Raw genomic sequence first — 24,453 nt, forward strand, 5'->3', positions numbered from 1 at the left:
GTAGAAAGGATATCATCGATGTTAATGGAACAGATACTAGAGAGGGAAAACTTAATACAGGCATTGAAGCGTGTAGAGAGAAATAAGGGAAGCCACGGTATAGATGGAATGCCGGTTCAAAACCTGAGACCGTACCTCGTAACAGCGTGGCATAGCATAAAATCTTCTCTTTTACAGAGTACTTATCAACCGCAACCCGTCCGTCGTATCGAAATCCCGAAACCAAACGGCGGAGTTCGGTTATTGGGTATCCCTACCGTCCTAGACCGTTTCATCCAACAGGCTATTGCCCAAAGTCCAATTCTAGAGAAAACCCTCGATAATGCTTATTGGCACAATCAAGGGTTAGAAAGTCTATTTGAACGATATACAAAACTACGTCAGACTTAAACTGAACCGCCGTATACCGAACGGTACGTACGGTGGTGTGAGAGGTCGGAGGCTAGGCGCCTCCTCCTACTCGATTAGGATAACATAGGGTGATGGGTAATGAGTTAGTGGGAATTAATGAATAACTCCGTCTTTATTGTCTTGTTTGGATGCAATGATGACGACTTTACCTTCATCCAATACTTCTTCATATCGATCCGCTTCTGCTTTTGTAAGTCCAAGGTTGCTCATACGGTTACGAAGTTCGTCTCCACGTGATTTAAAGAGATTTCCAACTGTATCGAGGAAGCCTTGTTCTTTCATGCCAACATCTTCAGTGTTAGTATTTTCGGTAAGGTGCTTAGAGCGGGTCTTATCGTGAGCAAATAAATATACATCATCTTTCGTATAGCCTGTTGTAACTAACTCATCGATTTTTTCCTTAGCTTGTAAACCGTTTTCTACTACATGTACTTGATACATATAAACTCCTCCTTGAAATTTTAATGTGAGACTTTCATAAATTAGGTAAATGGAATCTTGCTTATTTCAGCTTATTAATTAGCTATAGTAGTATATAACCTTAATTGGAGCTTTCTAAACATTAATCTACGATAAGTATTAATAGGTGGTGAAACGGAACAGCTTTTGCAATCGGTAGATTGCATATTTGAAAGCCGGCAGTTTATCCTGATATTGGCTATAATCCGTAGTATATTTTCCTTCTTCATTATTCCAAAGTCGTTGGAAATAATCATCGACTTCCTGAGCGATTTCCGTTTCATTCGGTGCGTGAATTTCAATATTGGCCTCTAGATTATAGTCGTCCAGGTTTCTGGCTGTGTAATTGGCGGACCCTCCAATGACGATGGTTTCATCTTCCTTTTGAATCGTCATAAGTTTCGTATGGAATTGCTCTTTGTCGGTTTTGTACCAGCGAATGTTGATATTGTCTTCATCGAGCTTCTTAAATTCAGCTGCGACCGGGAGATTGGGAAGCCCGATTTTTTCACTGCCAAATGCATTTTGATTCGGATCTAATATCATTTGAATCTGTACATCACGCTTGGCTGCTTCGGTCAATGCCTCGACAACGTGACGATCGGCGATATAGAACATGGCCAGTTGGATTCGATCTCCCTTTTCTGTTTCCCTAATCGCTTTAAGGACATGTTTATTGATTTTACCTTCTGTCAGTAACTGAACGGAAATCGGGCCATCTTCTTCATTTGACTCTTTAACTTTAGGAAAAGTTTTCGGACCGCCCGAAAATGTCGAAGCGGCTTCTTCTGCCTTGACGAAATCACGGATGATATTTCCATCCATCTGGAAAGCGATATTGGAATGGAACCCACTCGCATCGTGTGGATTGGCAGATGAGATGATGGCTGTCTTTTCCGTAGCGACCACTTTCCGGTGATTGGCTTTAATATTCATCAAGCGAAGATAAGAGCGGGCAGTAACCTTTGGAGCACTTTTAGCCATGGGATTGACGATCCATCCTTTTCCGCTTTCGCCGAACCATTGGAAAAATGTTCTGTATACTCCAGAATAGAGTGGATTAGGATCCCGGAGCCGGTCCAAATTAGTTACGATAACTTCAATGCCATTTTGCTTCAGCCTTTCTAATTCCTTAAGTTGGTAGGCATTATAGGAGGTGTTCACTTCATCGGTGATGAACATGATCTGAAGTTCAGGTTTCTTCTCCTTCTGGGCAATCAATTTATCTGTTAAAGTCTTGCTTAATTGCGGGAACTTTACTTTTTCGTCATAAAAACTATTAAACAAAAACATATCAATCACGATAAAAGAATCAGCTTTTTCAATCGCTTGATAGATGGTCTGGAAGATTCGCTGTTCATGCTGAACGTTTCCTGTTTCATCATGATAAGAGAGGTCATAAATGAAATCGATATCCTCGACATGATGTATTGTCCCTTCGTATGATACTCCATCGGGCAGGGGTTTATAGCTGTTATAGGCGATGACAGCTATAACAAGAAGGAGCACACTTACAAGCACATAAAATCGTTTGCGTCTGAACCATTTTTTCATGGGAAGTCCTCCATCTTACTTAAATTGCTTGCTAACTATCTATATTCCCATTTTAGGGGTATATAGAAACTAAAAGAATAAAATGAGTTTGATATAATAGCTGGAAAGAGAGAAAGGGGCTAACATAAATGGCACAGCAGATTTTATCAAATGATTGGTGGCCTCTACTGGAAGAGGAATTTAACAAGCCATATTACCAGGAATTAAGGGAATTTATAGCACGAGAATATAATCAAAATTCTATTCATCCAAACCCGGAAGATATTTTCAATGCCCTTCACTCTACAGCATATGAAAAGGTGAAGGTCGTCATACTTGGTCAGGACCCTTACCATGGACCGGGACAGGCTCATGGCCTTAGCTTTTCTGTGAAACCGGATGTCCGCATTCCGCCTTCGTTGAGAAACATCTTTAAAGAACTACAAAGTGACCTGGGCTGTGAAATTCCTGACAATGGTTACTTGGGTGAGTGGGCGGATCAAGGAGTTCTTCTGCTCAATACCGTTTTGACTGTTCGTGAGGGTGAAGCTCATTCACATAGGGGCAAGGGGTGGGAGACCTTTACGAATCAAATCATCCGCCTGTTGAATGAGAGGGAGAAACCAGTTATCTTCATCCTTTGGGGAAAGCCTGCGCAAACGAAAATACCGTTAATTGATGAAAACCATCATCATATCATTACTTCGGTTCACCCGAGCCCGCTTTCTGCCAGCCGTGGGTTCTTTGGCAGTAAACCATTTTCCAAAACGAATGAAATGCTTAGGGAGATGGGGAATTCTCCAATCGATTGGAAAATATCGAACTGTAAAGGGGGCATAATAGATTGAAACGAGTAAATTGCCTGGCATGTCAGCACTTTTATGTAACTTGGGATCCTAAATTCCCGAAAGGTTGCCGAGCCTTCCAATTTAAAACATCTAATCTGCCTTCCCTTGATGTGTATCGTTCTTCGGGAGAACCTTGTTTGAAATTTGAATCCAAGCCAATGAAAAAGTAAGTTTTCTTCACCCCTAATGTTTGCTATGCTAGGGTAGGAACTTATGAAATATATGCAGATGGGGTGGTATTGTGGATATTTCATCCAAACAAGTGCTAGATAAAATGGAAGAACTCGTTTCAAAAGCTAAACAGTCTAATTCAGAGGCGAAGGTGCAAGGGTATATAATTGCCATTCAGGCACTTTGTGAAGTGATGGTGGATGAAAAGATTGAAAATAATAGAACACCAAAACCAATTGCGTTCACACAACCTGTTATATCGACCGTTGCTAATGCAGAACCGGTTAAAATGGAAGAAGCCAATGGAAATTCCTTATTTGATTTTTAAATAATAGGCAAGAGAGGCGGGGCAAAAGTGAAATTGTTTATCATCTTAGGAGCGGTGCACGCATTCCTAGCCGTAGCACTAGGAGCTTTCGGAGCACATGGACTGGAAGGGAAAATCCCAGATAAGTATTTAGAAACATGGAATACGGCTGTTGATTATCAAATGTTCCATGCGGCAGGTTTACTGGTTATCGGCTTGTTGGCAGGAAAAATATCGAGTCCACTCATTAATTGGTCGGGTTGGCTGATGTTCATAGGAATCATTATATTTTCCGGCAGTTTATTCGTCCTTAGTGTCACTCAAATTAAAGTGCTAGGTGCAATTACTCCAATCGGTGGAGTTTCGTTTTTAGTGGCATGGGTCTTGATGATCATTGCTGCTTATAAATATCTATAAAAGATTGAGCTGGCCACTCTTCAGGGTCAGCTTTTGTTTTTTAAGAAGGTTAAAGACAAACAGCCTCAAGGAATCTTGAGGCTGTTTGTCTTGCCGGAAAATTATTTCCCTTCATCATCTCGGGGAGAAGGTGGTAAGTCCGGATCCCCCACCAAAAGGATAGTCATACTCAATTTCTTCATCGAATGTAATGTAATCTAAGAATACCATTGGAATCAGATATCTTTTTCCAGTTTGCGGATCACTGATGATTAGATGGTCCCGTCCAGCCGCTTCGATAATTCCTTTGAAGATCTTTGCATTCCATTCTGTGTTGTTTTCAAAGGTTGTATACACGGTGGCTAATTTCCCTTTATTTAGCCGTAATATGTTCTCTATATAAGATTGTTCGACCGGAAGCATGCCTGGTACCTGTGGACCGGTCGTTGGCGCATTCATCGGCATAGGGATTTGCTGTTGGTTGCCGGCTGAGGTGGGCATCTGCGGCTGATATGAAGGCTGTTGTTGGTAACCTTGTTGCTGTTGGTATTGACCCTGGCCCTGCTGCTGCCTTTGGGAAGGGTCATTATTTTCATATGGATTATACGAGTTCCCTCCATAAGGATAATTACCATAAGGATTATTTTGTGACATTGCATTCCCTCCTGAAATTCTAGGTTTTCGGTTCTTGAACAAGAAAACATCCGAGTGCGTTGGATGGAAGAAACATTGCGATTTATAGCAGCCGGAATGGTACGGGTTACAATGATTATCTGAACAATACCCGGACGGCTCAAAAAACCACATTGAGTTTAACAGATACATATCGACTACATGAACCGGTAGTATTGAAGCTATATAGGACTGTGAAAAATAATGTACATCACTAAAGAAAATGTATGGGATGACTCCTGGATTTATGTCATGGCGGAGGAAATAAAAATGGGGAAATTGAAAAAAAGAAAAGCCCCCGGGATCCCGGAAGCTCATGTCTTACACGTATAAGAATGCTGGTATGTTATCTTCTGCAAGGAGGTTCCCTACGAAGAATGAGCCAAACGCAGCATAACGAGCGCTCACTTCGTCAAAACGCATTTCATAAATCAGTTTTTTGAATTGAAGGACATCTTCAGCAAATAATGTTACGCCCCATTCGTAATCGTCAAATCCGACTGAACCGGAAATGATTTGTTTTACTTTACCGGCATAGCTGCGTCCGATTAAACCATGAGAACGCATCAAGTTTTTACGTTCTTCCATAGAAAGCATATACCAGTTGTCTTCACCTTCGCGACGCTTGTCCATCGGGTAGAAACAAACATGCTTTGCCTTAGGAAGTATAGGGTAAAGTCTTGAGCGTACATGTGGGTTTTGATATGGGTCCTCACCATCGCCGCCGGCTAGATAATTGCTTAATTCGACTACAGAAACGTAGGAATAAGCAGGAATAGTATATTCGGCTAACTTCGTTTTATTGAATTCATTTTCAATGGCATTCAATTCTTCCATAGTTGGACGGGCAAACATCAGCATGAAGTCGGCTTTTTGTCCTACAATGGAATAGAGGGCATGACTGCCTTCGTTGTTACTTTGAGTCGTATTCCATTTATCCAATAAACCTTGGAACTCTGAGATGGCTAATTGGCGTTCGTCACTTGATAACGTTTTCCAAGAAGCCCAATCAATTAGACGGAAATCATGTAGGCAATACCAACCATCCAGTGTTTGTGCTGCTTCACTCATTGAAATCACTCCTATGTCTTAATAATAACTTTAATATAACATAGTTTCAGTATAAGGAAATTTCTATCGACCCGCAAATGCCTTCGTTTATCCTCACGTGTTCATGGAAAGTTCATAAGTACGGATTAAGAAGAAGACCAATGTTTCTGGAATTTACATAACGGCTAGAGTATTCTTAGAAGAAGAGACAGGAAGTTTACGAAGTGGGAAATGTAGGAATAACTAGAGTAGAAATACATTCAAGGAGGATGAGTTTATGAGCGATTTATTCGAAATTTTAGAATCCAAAATTACAGGCAATAATCTAAAAATCGTTTTTCCAGAAGGGTTGGATGGACGTATTATGGGTGCAGCCGGTAGGCTTGCTAAGGAAAAACTATTAACACCCGTATTAATTGGCGATATCGAAAAAATTCAAGAGAAAGCAAAAGATCTCAAAATTTCTCTTGATGCCATTGAAATCTATGATCCGAAAAATTACATCATGATGGATGAAATGGTTGAATCCTTTGTAGAAGTCCGAAATGGTAAAGTATCCGTAGCACAAGCCCGTGAAATCCTCTTGGATGAGAATTACTTCGGAACGATGCTCGTACACATGAAACTGGCACATGGCATGGTGAGTGGTGCAGCCCATTCTACAGCCGATACGGTGCGCCCTGCGCTGCAAATTATCAAAACAAAGCCAGGTGTTGAAAAAACATCAGGAGTCTTTATCATGGTACGTGAAGAGGAAAGGTATGTGTTTGCAGATTGTGCAATCAATATTAATCCTGATTCCCGCGATTTGGCTGAAATCGCATTGGAAAGTGCCAAGACGGCCCTGACATTCGATATTGAACCACGAGTTGCCATGCTAAGTTTTTCAACGAAGGGATCGGCCCATTCACCAGAGACGGAAAAGGTCGTTCAAGCAGTCACACTAGCAAAAGAAATGGATCCGCACCTTCTATTAGATGGGGAATTTCAATTCGATGCGGCTTTTGTGCCTTCGGTTGCCAGACAAAAGGCCCCGGATTCCCTCATTCAAGGAGATGCCAATGTCTTTATATTCCCGAGCCTTGAATCCGGTAATATTAGTTATAAGATGGTACAGCGTCTGGGTGGATTCGAAGCAGTGGGTCCAATCCTGCAAGGGCTTAACCGTCCAGTAAATGATCTTTCCCGTGGCTGCAGCGAAGAGGATGTATATAAATTGGCACTTATCACGGCTGCACAGGGATTCGTGGCGCAATACCAATAAATCCATGAAGTATGAGAATAGAAGGAGAAATCTATGAGTGAAACAGATTCATTATTAATGCAACAAGAATGGCGGGTAATCGACCAATCATCCATCGGGCCTCAGTTTCCCGCTCTAGAATCCTTTGCAATGGATGATACGCTTTGTGCTTCCGTTGGGTCTGGCCAATCAACGGCCGTAGCCAGAGCGTGGGTGCATCATCAAACCATCGTGCTTGGTATCCAGGATACAAAACTTCCTTTTCTCCAAGAGGGATTGGATTATCTAAGGAAGCATGATTTTAAGGTGATTGTACGGAATTCGGGCGGGTTAGCCGTCGTGTTAGATGAAGGGGTTCTAAATTTGTCACTCGTTTTCCCTGAAAATGAGCGGAAAATCGAAATAAACCGTGGGTATGAAGCCATGTGGGAACTGATCAGGCTGATGTTCAGTGATTTTCCAGTCACAATCGAGGCAAAAGAAATTGTGGGATCCTATTGTCCGGGAAGTTTTGATTTAAGTATACAAGGCAAGAAGTTTGCCGGCATTTCGCAACGCAGAATCCGTAATGGTGTGGCTGTACAAATTTACATATGCGTTAATGGAAGTGGTGCAGAAAGGGCCGAACTTGTAAAAGGGTTTTATGAAGCCGCCAAAAGGCAGGTAGACACGAAATTCACATATCCCGATATCGTCCCCTCGGTAATGGCCTCCCTTTCTGAATTATTAAGTACAACGTTGAGTATCCAGGACGTGATGCTCAGGTTCCTGAAAGTACTGAAGGAGCATAGTGGAAAGATTTTTTCTGACTCCCTTTCGGCACAAGAATGGCCATTATATGAATCGTACTTAACAAGAGTGGTAGAACGTAACAATAAAGTCTTTGATTCATTGAAAGAGAGCTGACCGAAAAAAGCTGTTTCTTATGAAGAGACAGCTTTTTTTGAAATAGCTTCAAATATAGCATTCACTGAAACTGGAAAAGAAAAGTGCCATCAAATAAAAAAAGAGCCCTTTTCAGACTCTTGTTCGAGAGTTACTTATGGAATTTGGCTATTAATCATGTGGTTGACCTGTAAAAGGTCCCCGCATTATCTTTACTCAGCCATTTTCTCCAAATTTCCATTTCGGTCCATCTTAAATTTGGTTGCCGGACGCTCTTCTTCCTCTAGCAGGACTAGCTTTCTAGCGCGATTCATGATATTCATCAATGTTTCATAATCTTCCTGCATCAAACCGCTATTCTGTTCAAGATGAGTAACTTTATTTTGAAGCTCGTCATTCCGGCCTTTTAATCCTTTTATTTCCAATTTCAATCTTTCATTTTCAGTTTGCAATACGTCGGCCTGTAATAAACGGCCATTCATGGACTCTAAATAGGCGATTACCATATCCAGGCTCATTGCCGAGCTTTTGGTAGGTAAGGTTGTGTTCCTTTGTTTCAGTGGAATGGACGCTTCATCTATCGCAAATTCTTCTGCCGTTTCATAATTAGTAGACTCTATGTCTTCTGATTCAACCTCTAATTCCATCTCTTCTTCCTGTAGATGAGGGACCATAATATCTGAGATTATTGGAGAAGGCGGTGTATAGAGCAGACGTTTTTTCCCTCCCTGGTCTTTTCCCAGGATTCTTTGTCTTTGCTTTCGCTGTTTTTTTGCAAGAGAAAGCGCCTTATCATAATTATGGCGTACCACTGCATTCCAGCGAAACCCACAGGCTGCGGAGGTACGGTTCAATTTATCACCAACCTCTTCAAAAGCGTTCAGCTGCGTGCTGCCTTCGCGTACATGGCGCAGTACCGTTTCTGCTAAAAGTAAATCATCCTCTTCTGTCCAGGCATCTTGACGAACCTTCATTTCTACATACTCCCTTTCTGGTAACTTTTAAAATGATCATTATATGAATATCTTGTAACAATGATTTATAAGGTGTTCTACTAGCATTTTGGACAAAAAAAGGTTTTTTTATACAAAAAGGTTAAAAGGATACTAGTTTTTTGTGCATTTACATATTGTTTGGCCAGGTTCGGCTACCATTTACGGCATGGCAACCCTTTTTCCTTCCATACAGTCTCTTGATATTCATAGATAGAAACGGTAAAATACCTTTTAGTCACGTAAATAGAACGAAAAATACTTGCTATAGAAAGGATGGTGACCGAGGATGCCCAATGAATTCAGAGTATGTGATGATTGCCTAGCGGTAAACATTAAAACATTGATTCCCCGGCTGGAGAAGCTTGATCCTGACGCGAAAATTGAAATTGGCTGCCAATCCTATTGCGGGCCAGGCAGGAAGAAATCCTTTGCCTTTGTCAATAACCGTCCAGTTGCGGCTCCGACAGAAGACGAGTTACTAGAGAAAATAGATAAGAAGCTAAAGTAAGGCCCATGTATAGATATTCGGCAGTTTTGATACGTGAAACACGCAACTCGTCACCCAGATTCAATAAACTGTGGTGATTTTTTAATTCCGTTATTTTCTCTATTAAAAACCATATTAACTCCCGTTTTCATATAAATTGAACAGGCTTTCTAGCAAGAGCCAAGTTAGGATTTTTTATAAAGACAAGCTATAATGAAAGCAATGAGATTATGAAAATGAGGGTAGTCCATGGAATATTCTTGCGAAAAATTACAGGAAGAAAAAGTATTTAAAGACCCGGTACACCGGTATATACATGTCCGGGACCGGGTGATCTGGGATTTGATCGGAACAAAAGAATTCCAGCGTTTGCGAAGAATCAAGCAGCTAGGAACGACGTATCTTACCTTTCATGGTGCCGAACATAGTAGATTTAGCCATTCGCTTGGAGTATATGAAATTGTACGGAGAATTATTGATGATGTCTTCGAGGGAAGACCGGAATGGAACCCGGAAGAAAGGTTGCTCTCTTTATGTGCCGCTTTGCTGCATGACTTGGGCCATGGTCCATTCTCCCACTCTTTTGAAAAGGTTTTTGATTTGGATCATGAACAATTCACCCAAAAGATTATTGTCGGCCGAACGGAAGTGAATGAGATCCTTCTTAAAGTAGGACCTGATTTTCCAAAAAAAGTGGCGGAAGTCATTGCTAAAACGTATAAAGGCAAATTAGTAGTCAGCTTGATTTCTAGTCAAATTGATGCTGATAGAATGGATTATCTGCAAAGGGACGCTTACTTTACTGGAGTAAGCTACGGCCATTTTGATATGGAACGGCTTTTACGTGTGATGCGGCCGCGTGAGGAGCATGCAGTGATCAAGCAAAGTGGGATGCATGCCGTGGAAGATTACATTATGAGCCGCTACCAAATGTATTGGCAGGTTTACTTCCATCCCGTTACTCGAAGTGCAGAAGTAATTCTTACAAAGATATTGCATAGGGCAAAATCTTTGTTTGAGTCGAACTATCGCTTTGCTCAGGAACCCCGCCACTTTTATTCAATGTTCAAGGAAGACGTCACGTTGGAAGACTACTTAAAAATGGATGAATCGGTGATGCTTTACTATTTTGAGGCATGGGAAGAAGAAGAGGATCTGATTTTAAAGGATTTATGTAGTCGTTTCATGAATCGAAAACTCTTTAAATATGTAGAGTTTCATCCTTCGAATAGTCAAATGAACAAATTAATGGAATTAAGGACGCTATTTATTGAGGCAGGAATCGATCCTGATTATTATTTAGTCGTCGATTCCTCCTCTGACCTGCCCTATGATTTTTATCGTCCAGGTGAGGAGGAAGAGCGATTGCCAATCCATTTGCTGCAAACGAATGGTGAGCTTCGGGAATTGTCGCGTGAATCAGAAATAGTTGATGCCATCTCTGGAAAAAGACGAACGGATCATAAGCTATACTTCCCCGCGGATTTATTGCACGATGAATCAACTAATAAAGATATAAAAAAACAAATCCGACAGCTTTTGGAGCTGTCTATGTAAAGTGGTACATTTTGGGTGAGGAGTGACGAGCCTTGTTTAAGGATCATGCAAACATTATTAACGCCATATCGACCGCAGGTGAAATATCGGGTCGGAAAAAGCTACAAAAGATTGTGTATATCGCGAAGAAGCTATCCTTTCCTTTTCACGAAAAGTTTCAATTTCATTTCTACGGACCGTACTCAGAGGAATTGACTTTACGAATAGAAGAGCTTTGCGAAATGGGTTACTTGAATGAAGTGAAGGAAAAAAAGGCGGGCTATTATCAATACTGCTATTCCATTACGGAGGCGGGAAAGGATTTCTTGTCGATACAAGAAGTGGATATGCCTGCTCTTGACACATGTTTATTGGATATGAATGAACAAAGTGCTCGGTTTTTGGAGCTTGTTTCAACGGTGCTTTATTTTGATACGTTGGAAAAGGGAGAGGTCATTGAAAAAATCTTCACCCTGAAAAGTAAGCAAAAATATACGCTTGAAGAAATAGATGAAGCATATGCATATATAGGGGAACTACAAGTAAAAGCTAAGCCAAATTGATGGCTTAGCTTTTACCGATTATGTACCTCTTATTGGTCGCTTTTACGAACACCTGCAACGGCTAAGTGATTTTTAGTCATTTCTTCAATGAAAATGGTTACCGCTTCAGCGGGTGCTCCGGTCGTTTCCATCACCGCTGCGGTTACTTTTTCTACTAATGCTTTTTTTTGCTCTTCTGTACGGCCTTCAAGCATTTTGACTGTAACATATGGCATTGTCTGATTCCCCCATTCCTTTTAATAATTGTAGTGTTTCACATTAGGGAATTATTTGCAAGATACTGAAATCAGAGTTTTTTCACATCTTGATTTTTTCATGTATACTTACGGTAATAAACATTGGGGGAGAAGCTATTGGATCAATTAGGACAATTTTTAGCTTATAGTTTGGATAGGCTTCCTTACGTGATTGTTGCTCTGTTGATCGCGTTTACGGTTCATGAATTTTCTCATGCCTATGTGGCCTATAAATTTGGGGACCCGACGGCGAAAAATCAAGGCAGAGTCACATTGAACCCCATACAACATTTGGATCCAATTGGTACGTTGTTGATCTTGATTGTAGGATTTGGGTGGGCGAGGCCGGTCCCGGTCAACCGGTTTCACTTTAAAAACCCGAGACTGGCAGGGATACTGGTTTCCTTTGCAGGCCCGCTCAGCAATCTACTTGTAGCGGTGATAGGCTATTTAATCTGGTATGGGTTACTTGCGTCAGGTTTGGGGCCTACCAATATGCCGTTTTTCGTTGAGCCTTTCTTTACGATGCTAATCCACTTAAATATCGTCCTATTCATTTTTAATTTGATCCCTTTGCCACCACTAGATGGGTATCGCATTGTAGAGGATTTGGTAACAGTGGAAATGCGTGCGAAGATGACTCAATATGAACAATATGGATCCCTGATTTTCCTGATTTTAGTCATCACACCATTGGGTAAATATACAATCAGTCCGATTATGAATGAACTTGTACCATTTGTCCGTGACAATCTTGGTCAATATTTAAGTCTTTTGTTTTTCTAACTAACAAGTAAATGACGAAACATGAAGGGGGACATTAACATGGAAGAACAACCAAAGAAAAAGGTAGGCTTCAACATTATTAAAAACGATCCGATGAAAGGTCATGGCGGCTATGGAGCGGGTGTTTTGACACTCGATAATATTTCACCGGTCATCATTGATGTGGATGCGGGTGAAGCGGAAGTCGACATTGGTGCGATGCATGCAAGAAGTGCTGTGGAAAAAGGGATTAAGTTCTTAAAGACAAAAGAGGAAGTACCGAATGGTAAACCATATTGGCTTGTTTGGGTGACCATAGAAGCCCTGCAAAATGGTCCGTATTATGCAGGGGTGACTGCCTGTGAGATGACGGTAGACCGTTCAATCAGACGTGGGTACAAATCTTTGCCAGAACATGTTAACCGGATGGATAAATCGTTGAAACGCCATATCATCGTCGAGGATATGGATGACAAATCAAAACAAATACTTGCCGACTTCCTGAAAAATCATGATGCAGGGATGTGGGAGCGTTCATCTGATAAGCTCAAACAGTCTTTGATGGTGTGAATGTGGTTTATTGTATGAAATGTGAAGTTTAGTAAAAAAATCACTTGTAGGAAGCGAATAAAATCAGTAAACTTAGAGACAGCAGTTTAGACACTGTGGAACTAGGACAGAAAAAACCCGAAGCCATTAATGGCTTCGGGTTTTTTCGTTATCCCCAAGGTTTCAAAATCTTTTTATACCAGGGGTTAGTTTGCTTTTCTTCCTTTGGAACACTTTTTGATTTCTTTTTCTTGAGGTGCTCCTCACAGTATTCCACAGGTTCGGTTCCTTTTACATAATAAGTTAATCGGGAGACAGGGCAGGCATCTGTTGCAAGTTTGCCGCTGGATGGATTCACCTGTAAACCTACTACATTACCCGTTTCCTTAAAAGGCTTGGGAGGTTGTCCACTCAATCCTTCTTCCATATAGGAAGCCCATATCTTCTTGGCATAGCTTTTTTCAGCCGGTATTTCAATCTTCTTCCCTTGATCATAGCCAGTCCATACCCCAGCAACTAGTTGGGGTGTATAGCCGATCATCCAGCTGTCTGTAGAAGTAGATCCGGACTTTCCTGCGAAGGGGCGCGTTAATTGGGAACTGATTGTGCTGCCGGTCACCTTCGTGTAACCATTAAGAGCGTCGTCAAAAACCCCAGTAAGCATCTCTGTCATGACAAATGCTTTATCTTTATCCAAAATCTGTTCGGGTTTCTGTTTCCGTTCGAAAATCACTTCCCCTTTTCTGTCTTCTACCTTGTTAATAAAAGCGGGTTCTATTTTTTTACCGCCATTAGCTAATATGCCGTATGCATTCACCATTTCGATGGGCCTCACACCGGATGTGCCAAGCGCGAGGGAAGGGACCGCATCCATTTTCGATGTGATGCCAAAACGATGAGCCGAATCGACCAAGATCTGTTCACCGAGGAACAGGTGTGTCTTCACGGCATAAATATTATCGGATAACGCAATGGCTTGAGCCATCGTGATTTCGCCATTCGCATATTGATAATTATAGTTATGCGGTTTATAGGAAGCATGACCATCATCGAAAGTAAACGTGGTCGCCTCACTTTTTAAGGTAGTGGACGGTGTAAACCCGTTTTCAAGAGCAGAATAGTAAAGAATAGGTTTTATCGTCGAGCCCGGTTGGCGTAAGGCCTGTGTAGCTCGGTTGAACGGCGACGCTGTGTAATCTGTACCACCGACAAGTGCACGGACTTCGCCTGTTCTAGGATCCATCGCTACTAATGATGCTTGAATGCCAGCCTGCTCGGGTATGACAGTAGAAAGGGCCTTTTCCGCGATATGCTGTTGATTTTCATCAAGTGTTGTATAAACCTTTAAGCCCCCGAGCTCGATGGTCCGGTCATCTAAGTGGAGTTGAGTTTTTAACGCCTGTTTGACGGCATCTTGGAAGTAAGGCGCCATTTTTTTGGTTACGGTGCCATGTGAGCCTTTTAATGAAAGTGGTGCCTGGATGGCTTCTTCCGTATCGGCTTCTGTAATATAGTCTTTTGTTGCCATTGCATGAAGCACGACCTTTTGCCTTGATTTTGCCTTTTCCATATTGTCCAAGGGAGAATAATTGGAAGGCCCTTTTGGGATTCCGGCTAGCATACTTGCCTCGGAAAGTGTTAAGTTCTTGGCATCTTTCCCAAAATAATATTGGCTTGCGGCTTGTGCCCCATAGGCGCCATGACCATAGTAAATCGTATTTAGATAGCCTTCTAGAATTTCCTTTTTTGTATAGTTCATTTCCAGGCGTATCGTATAGAATGCCTCATTGAGTTTCCTCGACCATGTCTTATCATGGTCAAGAAAGAGGTTTCGAGCATATTGCTGGGTAATCGTACTTGCCCCTTGAACTTTGGACATGGCACGGATGTCAGCGAGAATGGCGCCGCCAATCCGTTTTATATCGAAGCCTTTATGAGTATAAAATTGGCGATCCTCTACAGCGACTGTTGCCTTGACTAGTTCGGGTGAGATTGCGTCGAGCCCAATCCAGTAGCGCTTTTGACCATTATCGGTTTCTCCAATCACATTTCCATCATGACTATAATAAAGAGTGGATTGGGGTACAACCAAAGGCGGCGGACCTAGTATTTTCGCATACATCAGTAGAGAGAGAAGCAAGACAAAGAGAATAGCGAGGCCTATAGTGGCAAGAATGATGAAGGCTCGCAGATATTTGGTTGTCTTTTTAAATCTTTCACTTGGAATGAGTTCCATGGCTTTCACCTCTCTTAAAAAAGAATCTATTACTATTATGGAAAAAAAAGATATTTTTAAACATAAGAACTGGAAATGTAATATTTATCTTGCAATTCTGGTAGATTCGTCTATAATTTTTCTAGCCAATGACTATATCGAATATGGTTAAAACAATTGGGTGACTGACTATAAGATTCAGGAAAGGAAGCGTTTATAAATGAGCATTTGGTTTACTGAAAAACAAACAGAAAATTTTGGTATTACGATGAAAGTGAATCGTACTTTACATACGGAACAAACGGAGTTTCAAAAGTTGGATATGATTGAAACAGAAGAATGGGGCAATATGCTTTTGTTAGATGATATGGTGATGACTTCACAGCGCGATGAGTTCGTATACCACGAAATGGTTGCCCATGTTCCTTTGTTTACACATCCTAATCCAGAGAATGTTTTGGTTGTAGGCGGTGGGGACGGAGGCGTTATCCGTGAAGTCCTTAAGCATCCAAGCGTCAAAAAAGCTACATTGGTAGATATCGATGGTAAGGTTATCGAATATTCCAAGAAATACTTACCTGAAATTGCAGGAATGCTTGAAGATCCACGTGTCGATGTACAAGTAGGGGATGGATTCATGCACATCGCGAAGAGTGAAAACGAATTTGACGTGATTCTTGTGGATTCCACCGAACCAGTGGGTCCTGCGGTTAACCTATTTACCAAAGGCTTTTATGCCGGCATCTCCAAGGCTTTGAAGGAAGATGGAATCTTCGTTGCTCAATCGGATAACCCTTGGTTTAAAGCCGACTTAATCCGTGACGTACAACGCGATGTGAAAGAAATATTCCCGATTACAAGCCTATATTTAGCGAATATCCCAACGTACCCAAGTGGACTATGGGCATTCACGATCGGTTCTAAAAAATATAATCCGCTTGAAGTTTCAGACGAGCGTTTCCATGAAATAGAGACAAAATATTATACAAAAGAACTTCATAAAGCAGCTTTCGTTCTGCCTAAATTTGTTCAAGACTTAGTGAAATAAGGGGGCTTGAATATGCGATTTGATGAAGCGTACTCAGGTAATGTATTCATTAAAAGCCATCCGGATTTCGAGGAATCCGAGGCGGTGCTTTATGGTATGCCAATGGATTGGACAGTTAGCTTTCGTCCAGGTTCCCGTTTTGGCCCAACCAGAATTCGTGAAGTATCTATTGGGCTGGAAGAGTTCAGTCCATATTTAGATCGTGAATTGGAAGAAGTGAAATTCTATGATGCTGGGGATATCCCGTTGCCTTTCGGTAATCCGCAGCGCAGTATCGATATGATTGAAGAGTTTGTCGATGGTGTACTTGAAGCCGGTAAATTCCCATTGGGTATGGGTGGGGAACACCTTGTCACATGGCCTGTCATTAAGGCCATGTTCAAAAAGTATCCCGACATGGCCATCATCCATATGGATGCCCATACAGATTTACGGGAGGACTATGAAGGAGAGCCGCTTTCCCATGCTTCCATCATCCGTAAATCAGCCGAGCTCATCGGACCGAAGAATGTGTACTCATTTGGAATCCGTTCTGGGTTAAAGGAAGAGTTTCAATGGGCCAAAGAAAATGGTATGCACATCTCTAAGTTTGAAGTGCTTGAGCCTCTGAAGGAAATATTGCCACAGTTAGCCGGTCGTCCGATTTATGTGACGATCGACATCGATGTGCTTGATCCTGCGCATGCACCGGGAACGGGTACTGTCGATTGCGGAGGCATTACCTCTAAAGAGCTTTTAGCTTCCATTCATGAGATAGCCCGTTCAGAAGTGAATGTAGTTGGCTGTGATTTAGTTGAAGTCGCTCCGATTTATGATCCATCCGAGCAAACAGCGAATACGGCAAGCAAGCTGATTCGTGAAATGATTCTTGGTTGGGTACAAAAGGGGTAATCTTAAAAGAGAAGGCTGTTCCTGCGATAGTAGTGGGAATGGTCTTTTTTTGTCTGTTCGAAAGCTTGTACATTCATCATCACCTTCTTTTCTTCAACTAAAAGCTGGTCTTGCGTTACATCTAAATGCATTGCATACTAAGACTTGATAAGAAACTTTATTTTCCGCTCCAAGTTGAAACTTCATTGAAGAATATTTATACTTATAAAGTTAAGAACGAGATGATGAAGGAAGTGTAGCTTTGACTCTTCATGATATAGATAAGCAGAATGTTAAAGTGACATTGCAGACAAAAATCAAGCATGGTTCTGAAATGGAAACGTATGAGCTTGTCACTTTTGGTACAAGGATGTATAAAGGGTCCGATTTGTATTTGCAATATGCAGAGGAAAATGAAGCCGGTAAAACGCAGACGACCATCAAGCATAAACCGAACGAAACGATTCTGCTTAGGAATGGTGCCACTAAAATGCGACAACTTTTCCGCTTGCAGGAAGCGACAAATGGACATTATGAAAGTATATATGGCAGGCTGGGGCTATTGACGACGACGAAAAAGATCCAGCATGAATGGAATGAACAGGATAAGGAAGGGAAACTGGTCCTTCGCTATACACTACATATGCAGGGAAGCGAACCCGGGCAATATGAGATGACGATTTCCTACAAGGAGGAAGCATAGAACATGAATATAGTAAATGAGGTACAGGGAAAACTGAAAGAGGAAATTAAAGCTGCAGTCATAAAGGCTGGTTTGGCAACGGAAGAACAGATTCCCCAAGCGGTGCTTGAACTTCCAAAGGATAAAACACACGGAGATTATTCTACGAATATGGCGATGCAATTAACAAAAATTGCAAAGAAGGCGCCGAAAATGATTGCGGAAGCAATTATCGAAAACTTTGACCTATCCAAGGCATCAATTGAAAAAATTGAAATTGCAGGTCCGGGATTCATTAACTTCTACATGAACAACTCCTATTTGACAGAACTGGTTCCAGTCATTCTGAAAGCAGATGAAGCCTATGGGGAAAGTGATTATGGTAAAGGCGAAAAAATCCAGGTTGAGTTCGTATCCGCGAACCCGACTGGTGACCTACACCTTGGTCATGCACGTGGTGCTGCCGTTGGTGACACGTTATGTAATGTTTTATCAAAAGCAGGGTATGACGTTTCCCGTGAATATTATATCAATGACGCAGGTAACCAAATTAATAACTTGGCGATTTCAATCGAAGCACGCTACTTCCAAGCGCTTGGCCTGGATAAAGAGATGCCTGAAGACGGTTACCGTGGTGAAGACATTATCGGGATTGGTAAAACGCTTGCGAAGGAATATGGCGATAAGTATGTTAACGTCGATGAAAAAGAACGTTATGATTTCTTCCGTGAGTACGGATTGAAATGTGAAATGGAAAAGCTGAAAACGGACTTGGAAAATTTCCGTGTCGGTTTTGACGTGTGGTTCTCGGAAACGTCCCTCTATCAAAATGGGAAGATCGATGAAGCGCTAAGCGTTCTGAAGGAGAGAGGCCATGTTTATGAAGAAGACGGAGCAACTTGGTTCCGCTCAACAGAACTTGGCGATGATAAGGACCGCGTTCTTATCAAAAAGGACGGCTCTTACACATACCTGACACCGGATATTGCGTACCACCGCAATAAATTGGAGCGTGGATTCGACACTCTCATCAATATTTGGGGAGCGGATCATCATGGATATATTCCACGTATGAAAGCGGCAATTGAAGCATTAGGCTATAATCGTGAGCAGCTTGAAGTGGAAATTATCCAGCTTGTACATCTATTCAAAGATGGCGAGAAAATGAAAATGAGCAAACGTACCGGTAAAGCGGTGACAATGCGCGACTTGGTCGAAATGGTTGGCCTCGATGCAACACGTTATTTCTTTGCAATGAGAAGCGCGGACACACATATGGACTTCGATCTTGATTTAGCTGTTTCTAAATCCAATGATAACCCGGTTTATTATTCGCAATATGCTCATGCCCGTATTTCAAGCATCTTGCGTCAAGGTGTTGAACAAGGAATCAGCTATGAAGGCATTACGGATTATTCCGCTCTTTCTACGGAAAAAGAGTTCGAGTTGTTGAAGAAATTAGGGGAATTCCCACAGGCAATCGCGGAAGCTGCCGAAAAGCGCATGCCACACCGCATGACGAATTATATCTTCGACCTGGCTTCTACATTCCACAGCTTCTACAATGCGGACAAAGTATTGGATAGCGAGAAGATGGATAGAAGTAAAGCTCGTCTTGCCCTAGTGAAATCGGTTCAAATCACGTTGAGAAATGCACTGGCACTAATTGGCGTTTCTGCACCGGAAAAAATGTAAGAAAAAGCGGTCGTTCCCTTAGAACGACCGCTTTTTTACTTGATGAACACAGATCCCCCACTTATTCTTTTCACCCCGCGGATCCTCGAGATATCCTCAATCAGTTTCAACATTGCCTGGTCCTTCATTTTCGCTTCAATCATGAAGTCAACATCCTTCCCCAATTCTGTGAGTGCTTTCAGAAGCGGCATGATGAATACAATATCAATATAATCAGCATGTGAACGAAACTCACTTGCAGATTTCGGGGACGAAATATGTATTTTAGGAACCGCATTGGTGTGTTCCCAAGTGGTGAAAACACCGGTGAGCAGCTCGTTAAGCGGCTCCTCGGAGAGGTTGGCAAGATGATGATGATAATCAAAGACAAAAGGAATACATTCCTTTTTACATACATGTAAAGTCTCGGATGCTGTATAGGTTTTATCGTCATTTTCCAGGGTCATCCTTGCTTTGACATGCTCAGGTAGCGACCTGAGGTTATCATGAAAGCGGATGATCGCTGAATCTTTATCGCCATAGGCGCCGCCAATATGGATATTAAGGAAAGATTGATCTTCAATCCCCATCGCTTGAAGCATTTTATAGTGAAACTCCATATCCTTTACGGCATTTTGCGTAATACTGGGCTTAGGGCTGGTGAAAAGCGTAAATTGATTCGGGTGAAAGCTAACTCGCATATTGTTCGCTAATACCCAATCTCCCAGCTGTTTCCATTCCTTTTTAAAAGGCGTGACGAAATCCCAATTGACTTCAGGGTGGGTCGCTAACGGTACAATCGAACTGGACAAGCGGTAAAGCTCGACTTGATGGGCCGTATTGTATTGCAGGACCCTTAATGTATTCTCGATATTCTGTTTGGTAACATCCAGTAGCTTTTGCATTCCTTCTTCCTGACCAAGCGTGCTATAACGTTTGAAAGTCAGAGTCTTTGCAGGGGAAGCTTCCCATAGACAGGTCGCATTGGATACGAATCCGAATCGTATTTTCATTTTTTTCTCTCCCATCACCAGCCACTTTAAAGAAAAGGGGAGAAGATGGCAGCTAGTGATTCTTTTGCTGAACGTAAGATATTAGGGGAGGAGAGTGTCTTTTCCGCTAATGGTTTGGATTCAGCAATGTCAATTGCCAATTCTCTCTTTACATCTTCTATGCAGCTGCGGTCATATATGAAACAATTGATTTCGCTATTTAGGAATAAACTACGTTTATCAAAGTTAGCCGTACCAATATCACACATTGTATCATCGATCAATATCACTTTAGAATGGTAGAACCCTCTCTGAAACTGCATAATGGAAGCCCCGTCTTTTAATAAAACTCTAAAGTAGCGGAAGGAGGCCTCTTTAACTAGAGCATGGTCTGAGATATCCGGAACGATAACCGTCACCGAAACATTTTTTGCAAGGGCTTCCCTTAATGCTTGGAATAATGGCTCGCTCGGGATGAAATAAGGCGTACCAATAATAACTTCCTTATCAGCCTTTTGAATCAGCTGTATTAAAGTTTGTTCAAGGTCGCTTCCGTTGGTCACGATGAACTCTTGAGTTTGTAAGGCAGGAACTAATTGGGGAAAGTAGGCCGGCGCTCCCCTTAGATCTTCCCCTGTATCGTGAAACCAGTCAGTAAGGAACACTTCCTGCAGGTCTTTTACGCCTTCCCCCGTCACTTTTAGATGGTAATCTCGCCAAGGATTCAACTTTTCCCCTTGATTAATATACTCTTTACCAACATTAAAACCGCCCAGATACCCAATCCGACCATCGATCACGGTTATTTTCCTGTGATTTCTTTTTTGTGTGGAATAGAACAGGAAAGGAAGCTTTATCTTAAAGCTAAACGAAAAATGAACCTTGCTTCTTTTTAACTCTTGAACGGACTGTCGGGACATTTTTTTCCCGCCAATCAAATCGACCAACAGCCTCACTTCTACTCCCGATTCTGCCTTTCTTTGCAATAATTTTAAAAAGTCTCTGCTAAATTGATCATCTTTAACGATATAAAAAAGAATATGAATGGAATGCTGGGCCAGTTCGATTTCTTTCAGTAAATCTTCAAATAGAATTTTTCCTGATGTAATGACGGTCAACTTGCTTTTACGAGGTGGAAAGGTAATGTTCGTTGCCTTCTTTAAATGCTGTTTATATCCTAATTTGAAGTCAATCCAACACCAAGTGAGGATCAATATCATTATAGAAAATAACGTAACGACAACTTTCAACATGATCCCCCCTTTATGGTTTAAATTAGTTTGACTCAAATCTTGTGTTTGTAACCATGTATTAAAGAATAAGAGAAAATGATTTTTTTATCCAAATGAAGAAGGTTAATTGACGGAATTGTCGAACTTTACTGTTAAGTGTAGAAAAATAACAATATTTACAAAAAAAAGTTGACTGAATGCTCATTCATTATATAATGGAGATAATAAAAATTCAGAAAATGCCATTTATTCTATAATTTAAAAGTTATGGAGGAGGCGTTTTTACTTAATTCGCAATTTTATAAAAGGGGGAACGCATGCAATGGAAATGAATGGCCTACTATGGATTAACTTAATTGCATTTTTACTTGTAACCGCTTACGCCGCTGGATTATTTGTCTATTTGATAAGAACTCGAATGGCCTATATAAAGCTTGGTAAAAAAGTGGAATTCGATAATCGTGTGAAAGAACGCCTGGTGAAAATAGGGGTGTATGTATTTGGGCAAAAGAAGCTTTTTAAAGATAAAAAGAGTGGGATCATTCATTCCATGTTATTTTATGGTTTCATTTTAGTTCAATTTGGAGCCATCGACTTTTTTATTAAAGGGTTAAAACCAGGATGGCATTTGCCATTCGGTCCCGTGTACCCGGCGTTCACTTTCTTTCAGGAAATCGTGACGCTTACCGTCCTTGTGGCGATATTGTGGGCCGCATACCGTCGTTATGTAGAGAAGCTTGTGCGATTGAAAAGAGATTTTAAAGCAGGACTAGTCGTCATTTTCATTACGGGAATCATGGTTACCGTATTGACGGGGAATGGAATGGGGATGATCTGGCACGGTCATGATGCAACGTGGTCAGAACCAGTAGCATCCAGCATAGCGTTTTTATTCAACTGGATGGGGCCGACCGCAGCGACTGTCGTGTTCTACGTAGCCTGGTGGCTGCATTTGATCATCATATTATCGTTCCTTGTCTATATCCCGCAATCCAAGCACGCTCATTTAATTGCTGGACCCGTTAATGTCTTCCTGAATCGATTGGATAACCCGGGTAAGCTGAAGCCTGTCGATTTAGAGGAAGAGATCTTGGATAAAGAAGGAAATCAATATTATGGCGCCAAATATATCGAAGATTTAACGCAATATCAAATGATTGACCTATATGCATGCGTAGAGTGCGGTCGATGTACGAATATGTGCCCGGCAACGGGTACAGGAAAAATGTTGTCGCCGATGGATATCATCATCAAGATGCGCGATCACTTAACGAATACAGGAGCAGCCGTTACGACTAAGCAACCTTGGGTTCCGTCTTTCGTATTCGGAAATACAAAGGGCAACCAAATCGCTTTAGCGAGTGCGGGGCAGGGCGCGCAGGAGTCCGCAGCTGCAACCGAGGCCTATAGCGCAAGTCTTATTGGGGAAGTCATCACGGAAGAAGAACTATGGGCATGTACAACATGCCGGAACTGCGAGGATCAATGTCCGGTCATGAATGAGCATGTTGATAAAATCATTGATATGCGCCGTTACTTGGTGCTGACGGAAGGCCGTTTGGATCCCGATGCTCAACGTGCGATGACAAACATTGAACGACAAGGAAATCCTTGGGGATTGAACCGTAAAGAAAGAGAAGACTGGATAGGTTTACGTGAAGATGTTGTCATCCCTACCGTCAAAGAAATGAAAAAAGCAGATGAAGAATTCGAATATTTATTCTGGGTAGGTTCGATGGGATCATATGATAATCGAAGCCAAAAAATCGCCCTTTCTTTTGCTAAATTACTGAATGAAGCTGGCGTCAAATTTGCCATCTTAGGAAATAAGGAGAAGAACTCGGGCGATACGCCTCGCCGTCTTGGAAATGAATTTGTTTTCCAAGAGCTGGCCATGAAAAACATCGAGGAATTCCAGAAAAATGATATCCAAAAAATCGTGACGATTGATCCGCATGCCTATAATATTTTCAAAAATGAGTATCCGGATTTTGGACTGGAAGCGGAAGTTTACCATCACACTGAACTACTAGCCAAGCTTGTCGGCGAAGGCAGGCTGGTGCCGCAGTATCCAGTCAATGAAACGATTACTTTCCATGATTCCTGTTATTTGGGAAGATACAACGACGTATACAGCCCTCCACGTGAAATCTTGCAGTCTATTGAAGGCGTCAAACTTGTCGAGATGGAACGTAACCGTGAGAAAGGAATGTGCTGTGGAGCTGGGGGCGGCTTGATGTGGATGGAAGAGGAAACGGGTAACCGCATTAACGTTTCCCGTACGGAACAAGCTCTAGCGGTAAACCCAACTGTTATTAGCTCAGGTTGCCCATACTGCTTGACGATGTTGTCGGACGGGACGAAGGCAAAAGAAGTGGAAGAAAACGTAAAAACGTACGATGTAGCTGAATTACTCGAGAAGGCGGTTATTGGCGACAATAAGCCAGTAGCTTCTTAAGTTAAATTAAATTGCCTGCTTCTATTAAATGAATATATGAAATATATTCACTAGAAGCAGGCAATTTTCATTTAGATAAACTAAATATTTATATTTTTGTAAAAATTATGTAAAATAAGTTTAAAGCGCTTTCAAAAAAATTTACCATGGCATCGAGCGAGCGTTCAATCAATTTA

At 41.6% G+C, this 24,453-nt stretch carries 25 protein-coding genes and 1 pseudogene; 16 read left to right on the plus strand and 10 right to left on the minus strand.

Annotation, left to right across the window (positions count from 1 at the left end; all coding sequences use genetic code 11):
- Nucleotides 1–18 precede the first annotated feature (18 nt).
- Nucleotides 19–330, plus strand: a pseudogene (locus ACQKL5_RS15165) (group II intron reverse transcriptase/maturase); the annotation flags it as partial.
- A gap of 174 nt (nt 331–504) precedes the next feature.
- Here the strand turns inward: ACQKL5_RS15165 and ACQKL5_RS15170 are convergent.
- Nucleotides 505–852, minus strand: coding sequence for a general stress protein (locus ACQKL5_RS15170; RefSeq protein ID WP_427609727.1), 348 nt, complete (start codon nt 850–852; stop codon nt 505–507).
- A 138-nt stretch (nt 853–990) separates the two neighbouring features.
- The gene (locus tag ACQKL5_RS15175; protein ID WP_427609728.1) at nt 991–2,424 is read right to left on the minus strand and encodes a phospholipase D family protein; all 1,434 of its coding nucleotides are present in this window, start codon (nt 2,422–2,424) and stop codon (nt 991–993) included.
- Between the two features lie 128 nt (nt 2,425–2,552).
- On the opposite strand from ACQKL5_RS15175, the gene ACQKL5_RS15180 reads away from it, so the two are divergent.
- From ACQKL5_RS15180 to ACQKL5_RS15190, 3 genes are all read left to right on the plus strand, one after another.
- Nucleotides 2,553–3,251 (plus strand): uracil-DNA glycosylase, encoded by a 699-nt coding sequence (locus ACQKL5_RS15180; RefSeq protein WP_427609729.1) that lies wholly within the window; start codon nt 2,553–2,555, stop codon nt 3,249–3,251.
- 241 nt (nt 3,252–3,492) lie between these two features.
- A complete protein-coding gene (locus ACQKL5_RS15185) occupies nt 3,493–3,750 on the plus strand; it encodes a YwdI family protein (protein ID WP_427609730.1) in 258 nt (85 codons plus the stop codon).
- Between the two features lie 27 nt (nt 3,751–3,777).
- Nucleotides 3,778–4,146 carry a DUF423 domain-containing protein gene (locus ACQKL5_RS15190; protein ID WP_427609731.1) on the plus strand — a complete coding sequence of 123 codons (369 nt, stop codon included), beginning with the start codon at nt 3,778–3,780 and terminating at the stop codon, nt 4,144–4,146.
- Between the two features lie 114 nt (nt 4,147–4,260).
- On the opposite strand, the gene gerQ is transcribed toward ACQKL5_RS15190, so the two are convergent.
- Entirely contained in the window at nt 4,261–4,779 is a 519-nt protein-coding gene (gene gerQ, locus ACQKL5_RS15195) for a spore coat protein GerQ (protein ID WP_427609732.1), read from the minus strand.
- A gap of 339 nt (nt 4,780–5,118) precedes the next feature.
- Nucleotides 5,119–5,868, minus strand: a complete 750-nt coding sequence (gene hemQ / locus ACQKL5_RS15200; RefSeq protein WP_427609733.1) for a hydrogen peroxide-dependent heme synthase — start codon at nt 5,866–5,868, stop codon at nt 5,119–5,121.
- 256 nt (nt 5,869–6,124) lie between these two features.
- Here hemQ and pta point away from each other — a divergent pair, with 256 nt between their 5' ends.
- Nucleotides 6,125–7,111, plus strand: coding sequence for a phosphate acetyltransferase (gene pta, locus ACQKL5_RS15205; protein WP_427609734.1), 987 nt, complete (start codon nt 6,125–6,127; stop codon nt 7,109–7,111).
- A gap of 33 nt (nt 7,112–7,144) precedes the next feature.
- Complete coding sequence (locus ACQKL5_RS15210; protein WP_427609735.1) at nt 7,145–7,996, plus strand: lipoate--protein ligase family protein; 852 nt, start codon at nt 7,145–7,147, stop codon at nt 7,994–7,996.
- A 191-nt stretch (nt 7,997–8,187) separates the two neighbouring features.
- Here the strand turns inward: ACQKL5_RS15210 and ACQKL5_RS15215 are convergent, their stop codons facing one another.
- The gene (locus tag ACQKL5_RS15215; RefSeq protein ID WP_427609736.1) at nt 8,188–8,949 is read right to left on the minus strand and encodes an RsfA family transcriptional regulator; all 762 of its coding nucleotides are present in this window, start codon (nt 8,947–8,949) and stop codon (nt 8,188–8,190) included.
- Between the two features lie 307 nt (nt 8,950–9,256).
- On the opposite strand from ACQKL5_RS15215, the gene ACQKL5_RS15220 reads away from it, so the two are divergent.
- From ACQKL5_RS15220 to ACQKL5_RS15230, 3 genes are all read left to right on the plus strand, one after another.
- The gene (locus ACQKL5_RS15220; protein WP_427609737.1) at nt 9,257–9,478 is read left to right on the plus strand and encodes a DUF1450 domain-containing protein; all 222 of its coding nucleotides are present in this window, start codon (nt 9,257–9,259) and stop codon (nt 9,476–9,478) included.
- Between the two features lie 228 nt (nt 9,479–9,706).
- Nucleotides 9,707–11,014 (plus strand): HD domain-containing protein, encoded by a 1,308-nt coding sequence (locus ACQKL5_RS15225; RefSeq protein WP_427609738.1) that lies wholly within the window; start codon nt 9,707–9,709, stop codon nt 11,012–11,014.
- Between the two features lie 32 nt (nt 11,015–11,046).
- Nucleotides 11,047–11,556 carry a YwgA family protein gene (locus ACQKL5_RS15230; protein ID WP_427609739.1) on the plus strand — a complete coding sequence of 170 codons (510 nt, stop codon included), beginning with the start codon at nt 11,047–11,049 and terminating at the stop codon, nt 11,554–11,556.
- A 29-nt stretch (nt 11,557–11,585) separates the two neighbouring features.
- Here the strand turns inward: ACQKL5_RS15230 and ACQKL5_RS15235 are convergent, their stop codons facing one another.
- Entirely contained in the window at nt 11,586–11,771 is a 186-nt protein-coding gene (locus tag ACQKL5_RS15235) for a 2-hydroxymuconate tautomerase (protein WP_427609740.1), read from the minus strand.
- A 138-nt stretch (nt 11,772–11,909) separates the two neighbouring features.
- Between ACQKL5_RS15235 and ACQKL5_RS15240 the strand changes: the two genes are divergently transcribed.
- Complete coding sequence (locus ACQKL5_RS15240; RefSeq protein WP_427609741.1) at nt 11,910–12,578, plus strand: site-2 protease family protein; 669 nt, start codon at nt 11,910–11,912, stop codon at nt 12,576–12,578.
- 39 nt (nt 12,579–12,617) lie between these two features.
- Nucleotides 12,618–13,127, plus strand: coding sequence for a YwhD family protein (locus ACQKL5_RS15245; RefSeq protein WP_427609742.1), 510 nt, complete (start codon nt 12,618–12,620; stop codon nt 13,125–13,127).
- A gap of 148 nt (nt 13,128–13,275) precedes the next feature.
- Here the strand turns inward: ACQKL5_RS15245 and ACQKL5_RS15250 are convergent, their stop codons facing one another.
- Complete coding sequence (locus tag ACQKL5_RS15250; RefSeq protein ID WP_427609743.1) at nt 13,276–15,342, minus strand: transglycosylase domain-containing protein; 2,067 nt, start codon at nt 15,340–15,342, stop codon at nt 13,276–13,278.
- Between the two features lie 199 nt (nt 15,343–15,541).
- On the opposite strand from ACQKL5_RS15250, the gene speE reads away from it, so the two are divergent.
- A complete protein-coding gene (gene speE / locus ACQKL5_RS15255) occupies nt 15,542–16,369 on the plus strand; it encodes a spermidine synthase (RefSeq protein ID WP_427609744.1) in 828 nt (275 codons plus the stop codon).
- A gap of 12 nt (nt 16,370–16,381) precedes the next feature.
- Entirely contained in the window at nt 16,382–17,260 is an 879-nt protein-coding gene (speB, locus tag ACQKL5_RS15260; RefSeq protein WP_427609745.1) for an agmatinase, read from the plus strand.
- A 2-nt stretch (nt 17,261–17,262) separates the two neighbouring features.
- On the opposite strand, the gene ACQKL5_RS15265 is transcribed toward speB, so the two are convergent.
- On the minus strand, nt 17,263–17,391 hold the full coding sequence (locus tag ACQKL5_RS15265; protein WP_427609746.1) for a hypothetical protein: 129 nt from the start codon (nt 17,389–17,391) through the stop codon (nt 17,263–17,265).
- A gap of 110 nt (nt 17,392–17,501) precedes the next feature.
- On the opposite strand from ACQKL5_RS15265, the gene ACQKL5_RS15270 reads away from it, so the two are divergent.
- Both ACQKL5_RS15270 and argS read left to right on the plus strand, forming a co-directional pair.
- Nucleotides 17,502–17,942, plus strand: a complete 441-nt coding sequence (locus tag ACQKL5_RS15270) for a DUF1934 domain-containing protein (protein ID WP_427609747.1) — start codon at nt 17,502–17,504, stop codon at nt 17,940–17,942.
- 3 nt (nt 17,943–17,945) lie between these two features.
- Entirely contained in the window at nt 17,946–19,616 is a 1,671-nt protein-coding gene (gene argS, locus ACQKL5_RS15275; RefSeq protein ID WP_427609748.1) for an arginine--tRNA ligase, read from the plus strand.
- A gap of 35 nt (nt 19,617–19,651) precedes the next feature.
- Here the strand turns inward: argS and uvsE are convergent, their stop codons facing one another.
- Both uvsE and cls read right to left on the minus strand, forming a co-directional pair.
- Nucleotides 19,652–20,608: a UV DNA damage repair endonuclease UvsE gene (uvsE, locus tag ACQKL5_RS15280; RefSeq protein WP_427609749.1), complete on the minus strand. Its 957-nt coding sequence runs from the start codon at nt 20,606–20,608 to the stop codon at nt 19,652–19,654.
- A 26-nt stretch (nt 20,609–20,634) separates the two neighbouring features.
- On the minus strand, nt 20,635–21,837 hold the full coding sequence (cls, locus tag ACQKL5_RS15285; protein ID WP_427609750.1) for a cardiolipin synthase: 1,203 nt from the start codon (nt 21,835–21,837) through the stop codon (nt 20,635–20,637).
- A gap of 310 nt (nt 21,838–22,147) precedes the next feature.
- Here cls and ACQKL5_RS15290 point away from each other — a divergent pair, with 310 nt between their 5' ends.
- Entirely contained in the window at nt 22,148–24,277 is a 2,130-nt protein-coding gene (locus tag ACQKL5_RS15290; RefSeq protein ID WP_427609895.1) for a heterodisulfide reductase-related iron-sulfur binding cluster, read from the plus strand.
- Nucleotides 24,278–24,453: the final 176 nt, after the last annotated feature.

The sequence above is a fragment of the Peribacillus sp. NPDC097675 genome, assembly GCF_050277655.1.
In the GTDB taxonomy this organism is placed as follows: Bacteria; Bacillota; Bacilli; order Bacillales; family DSM-1321; genus Peribacillus.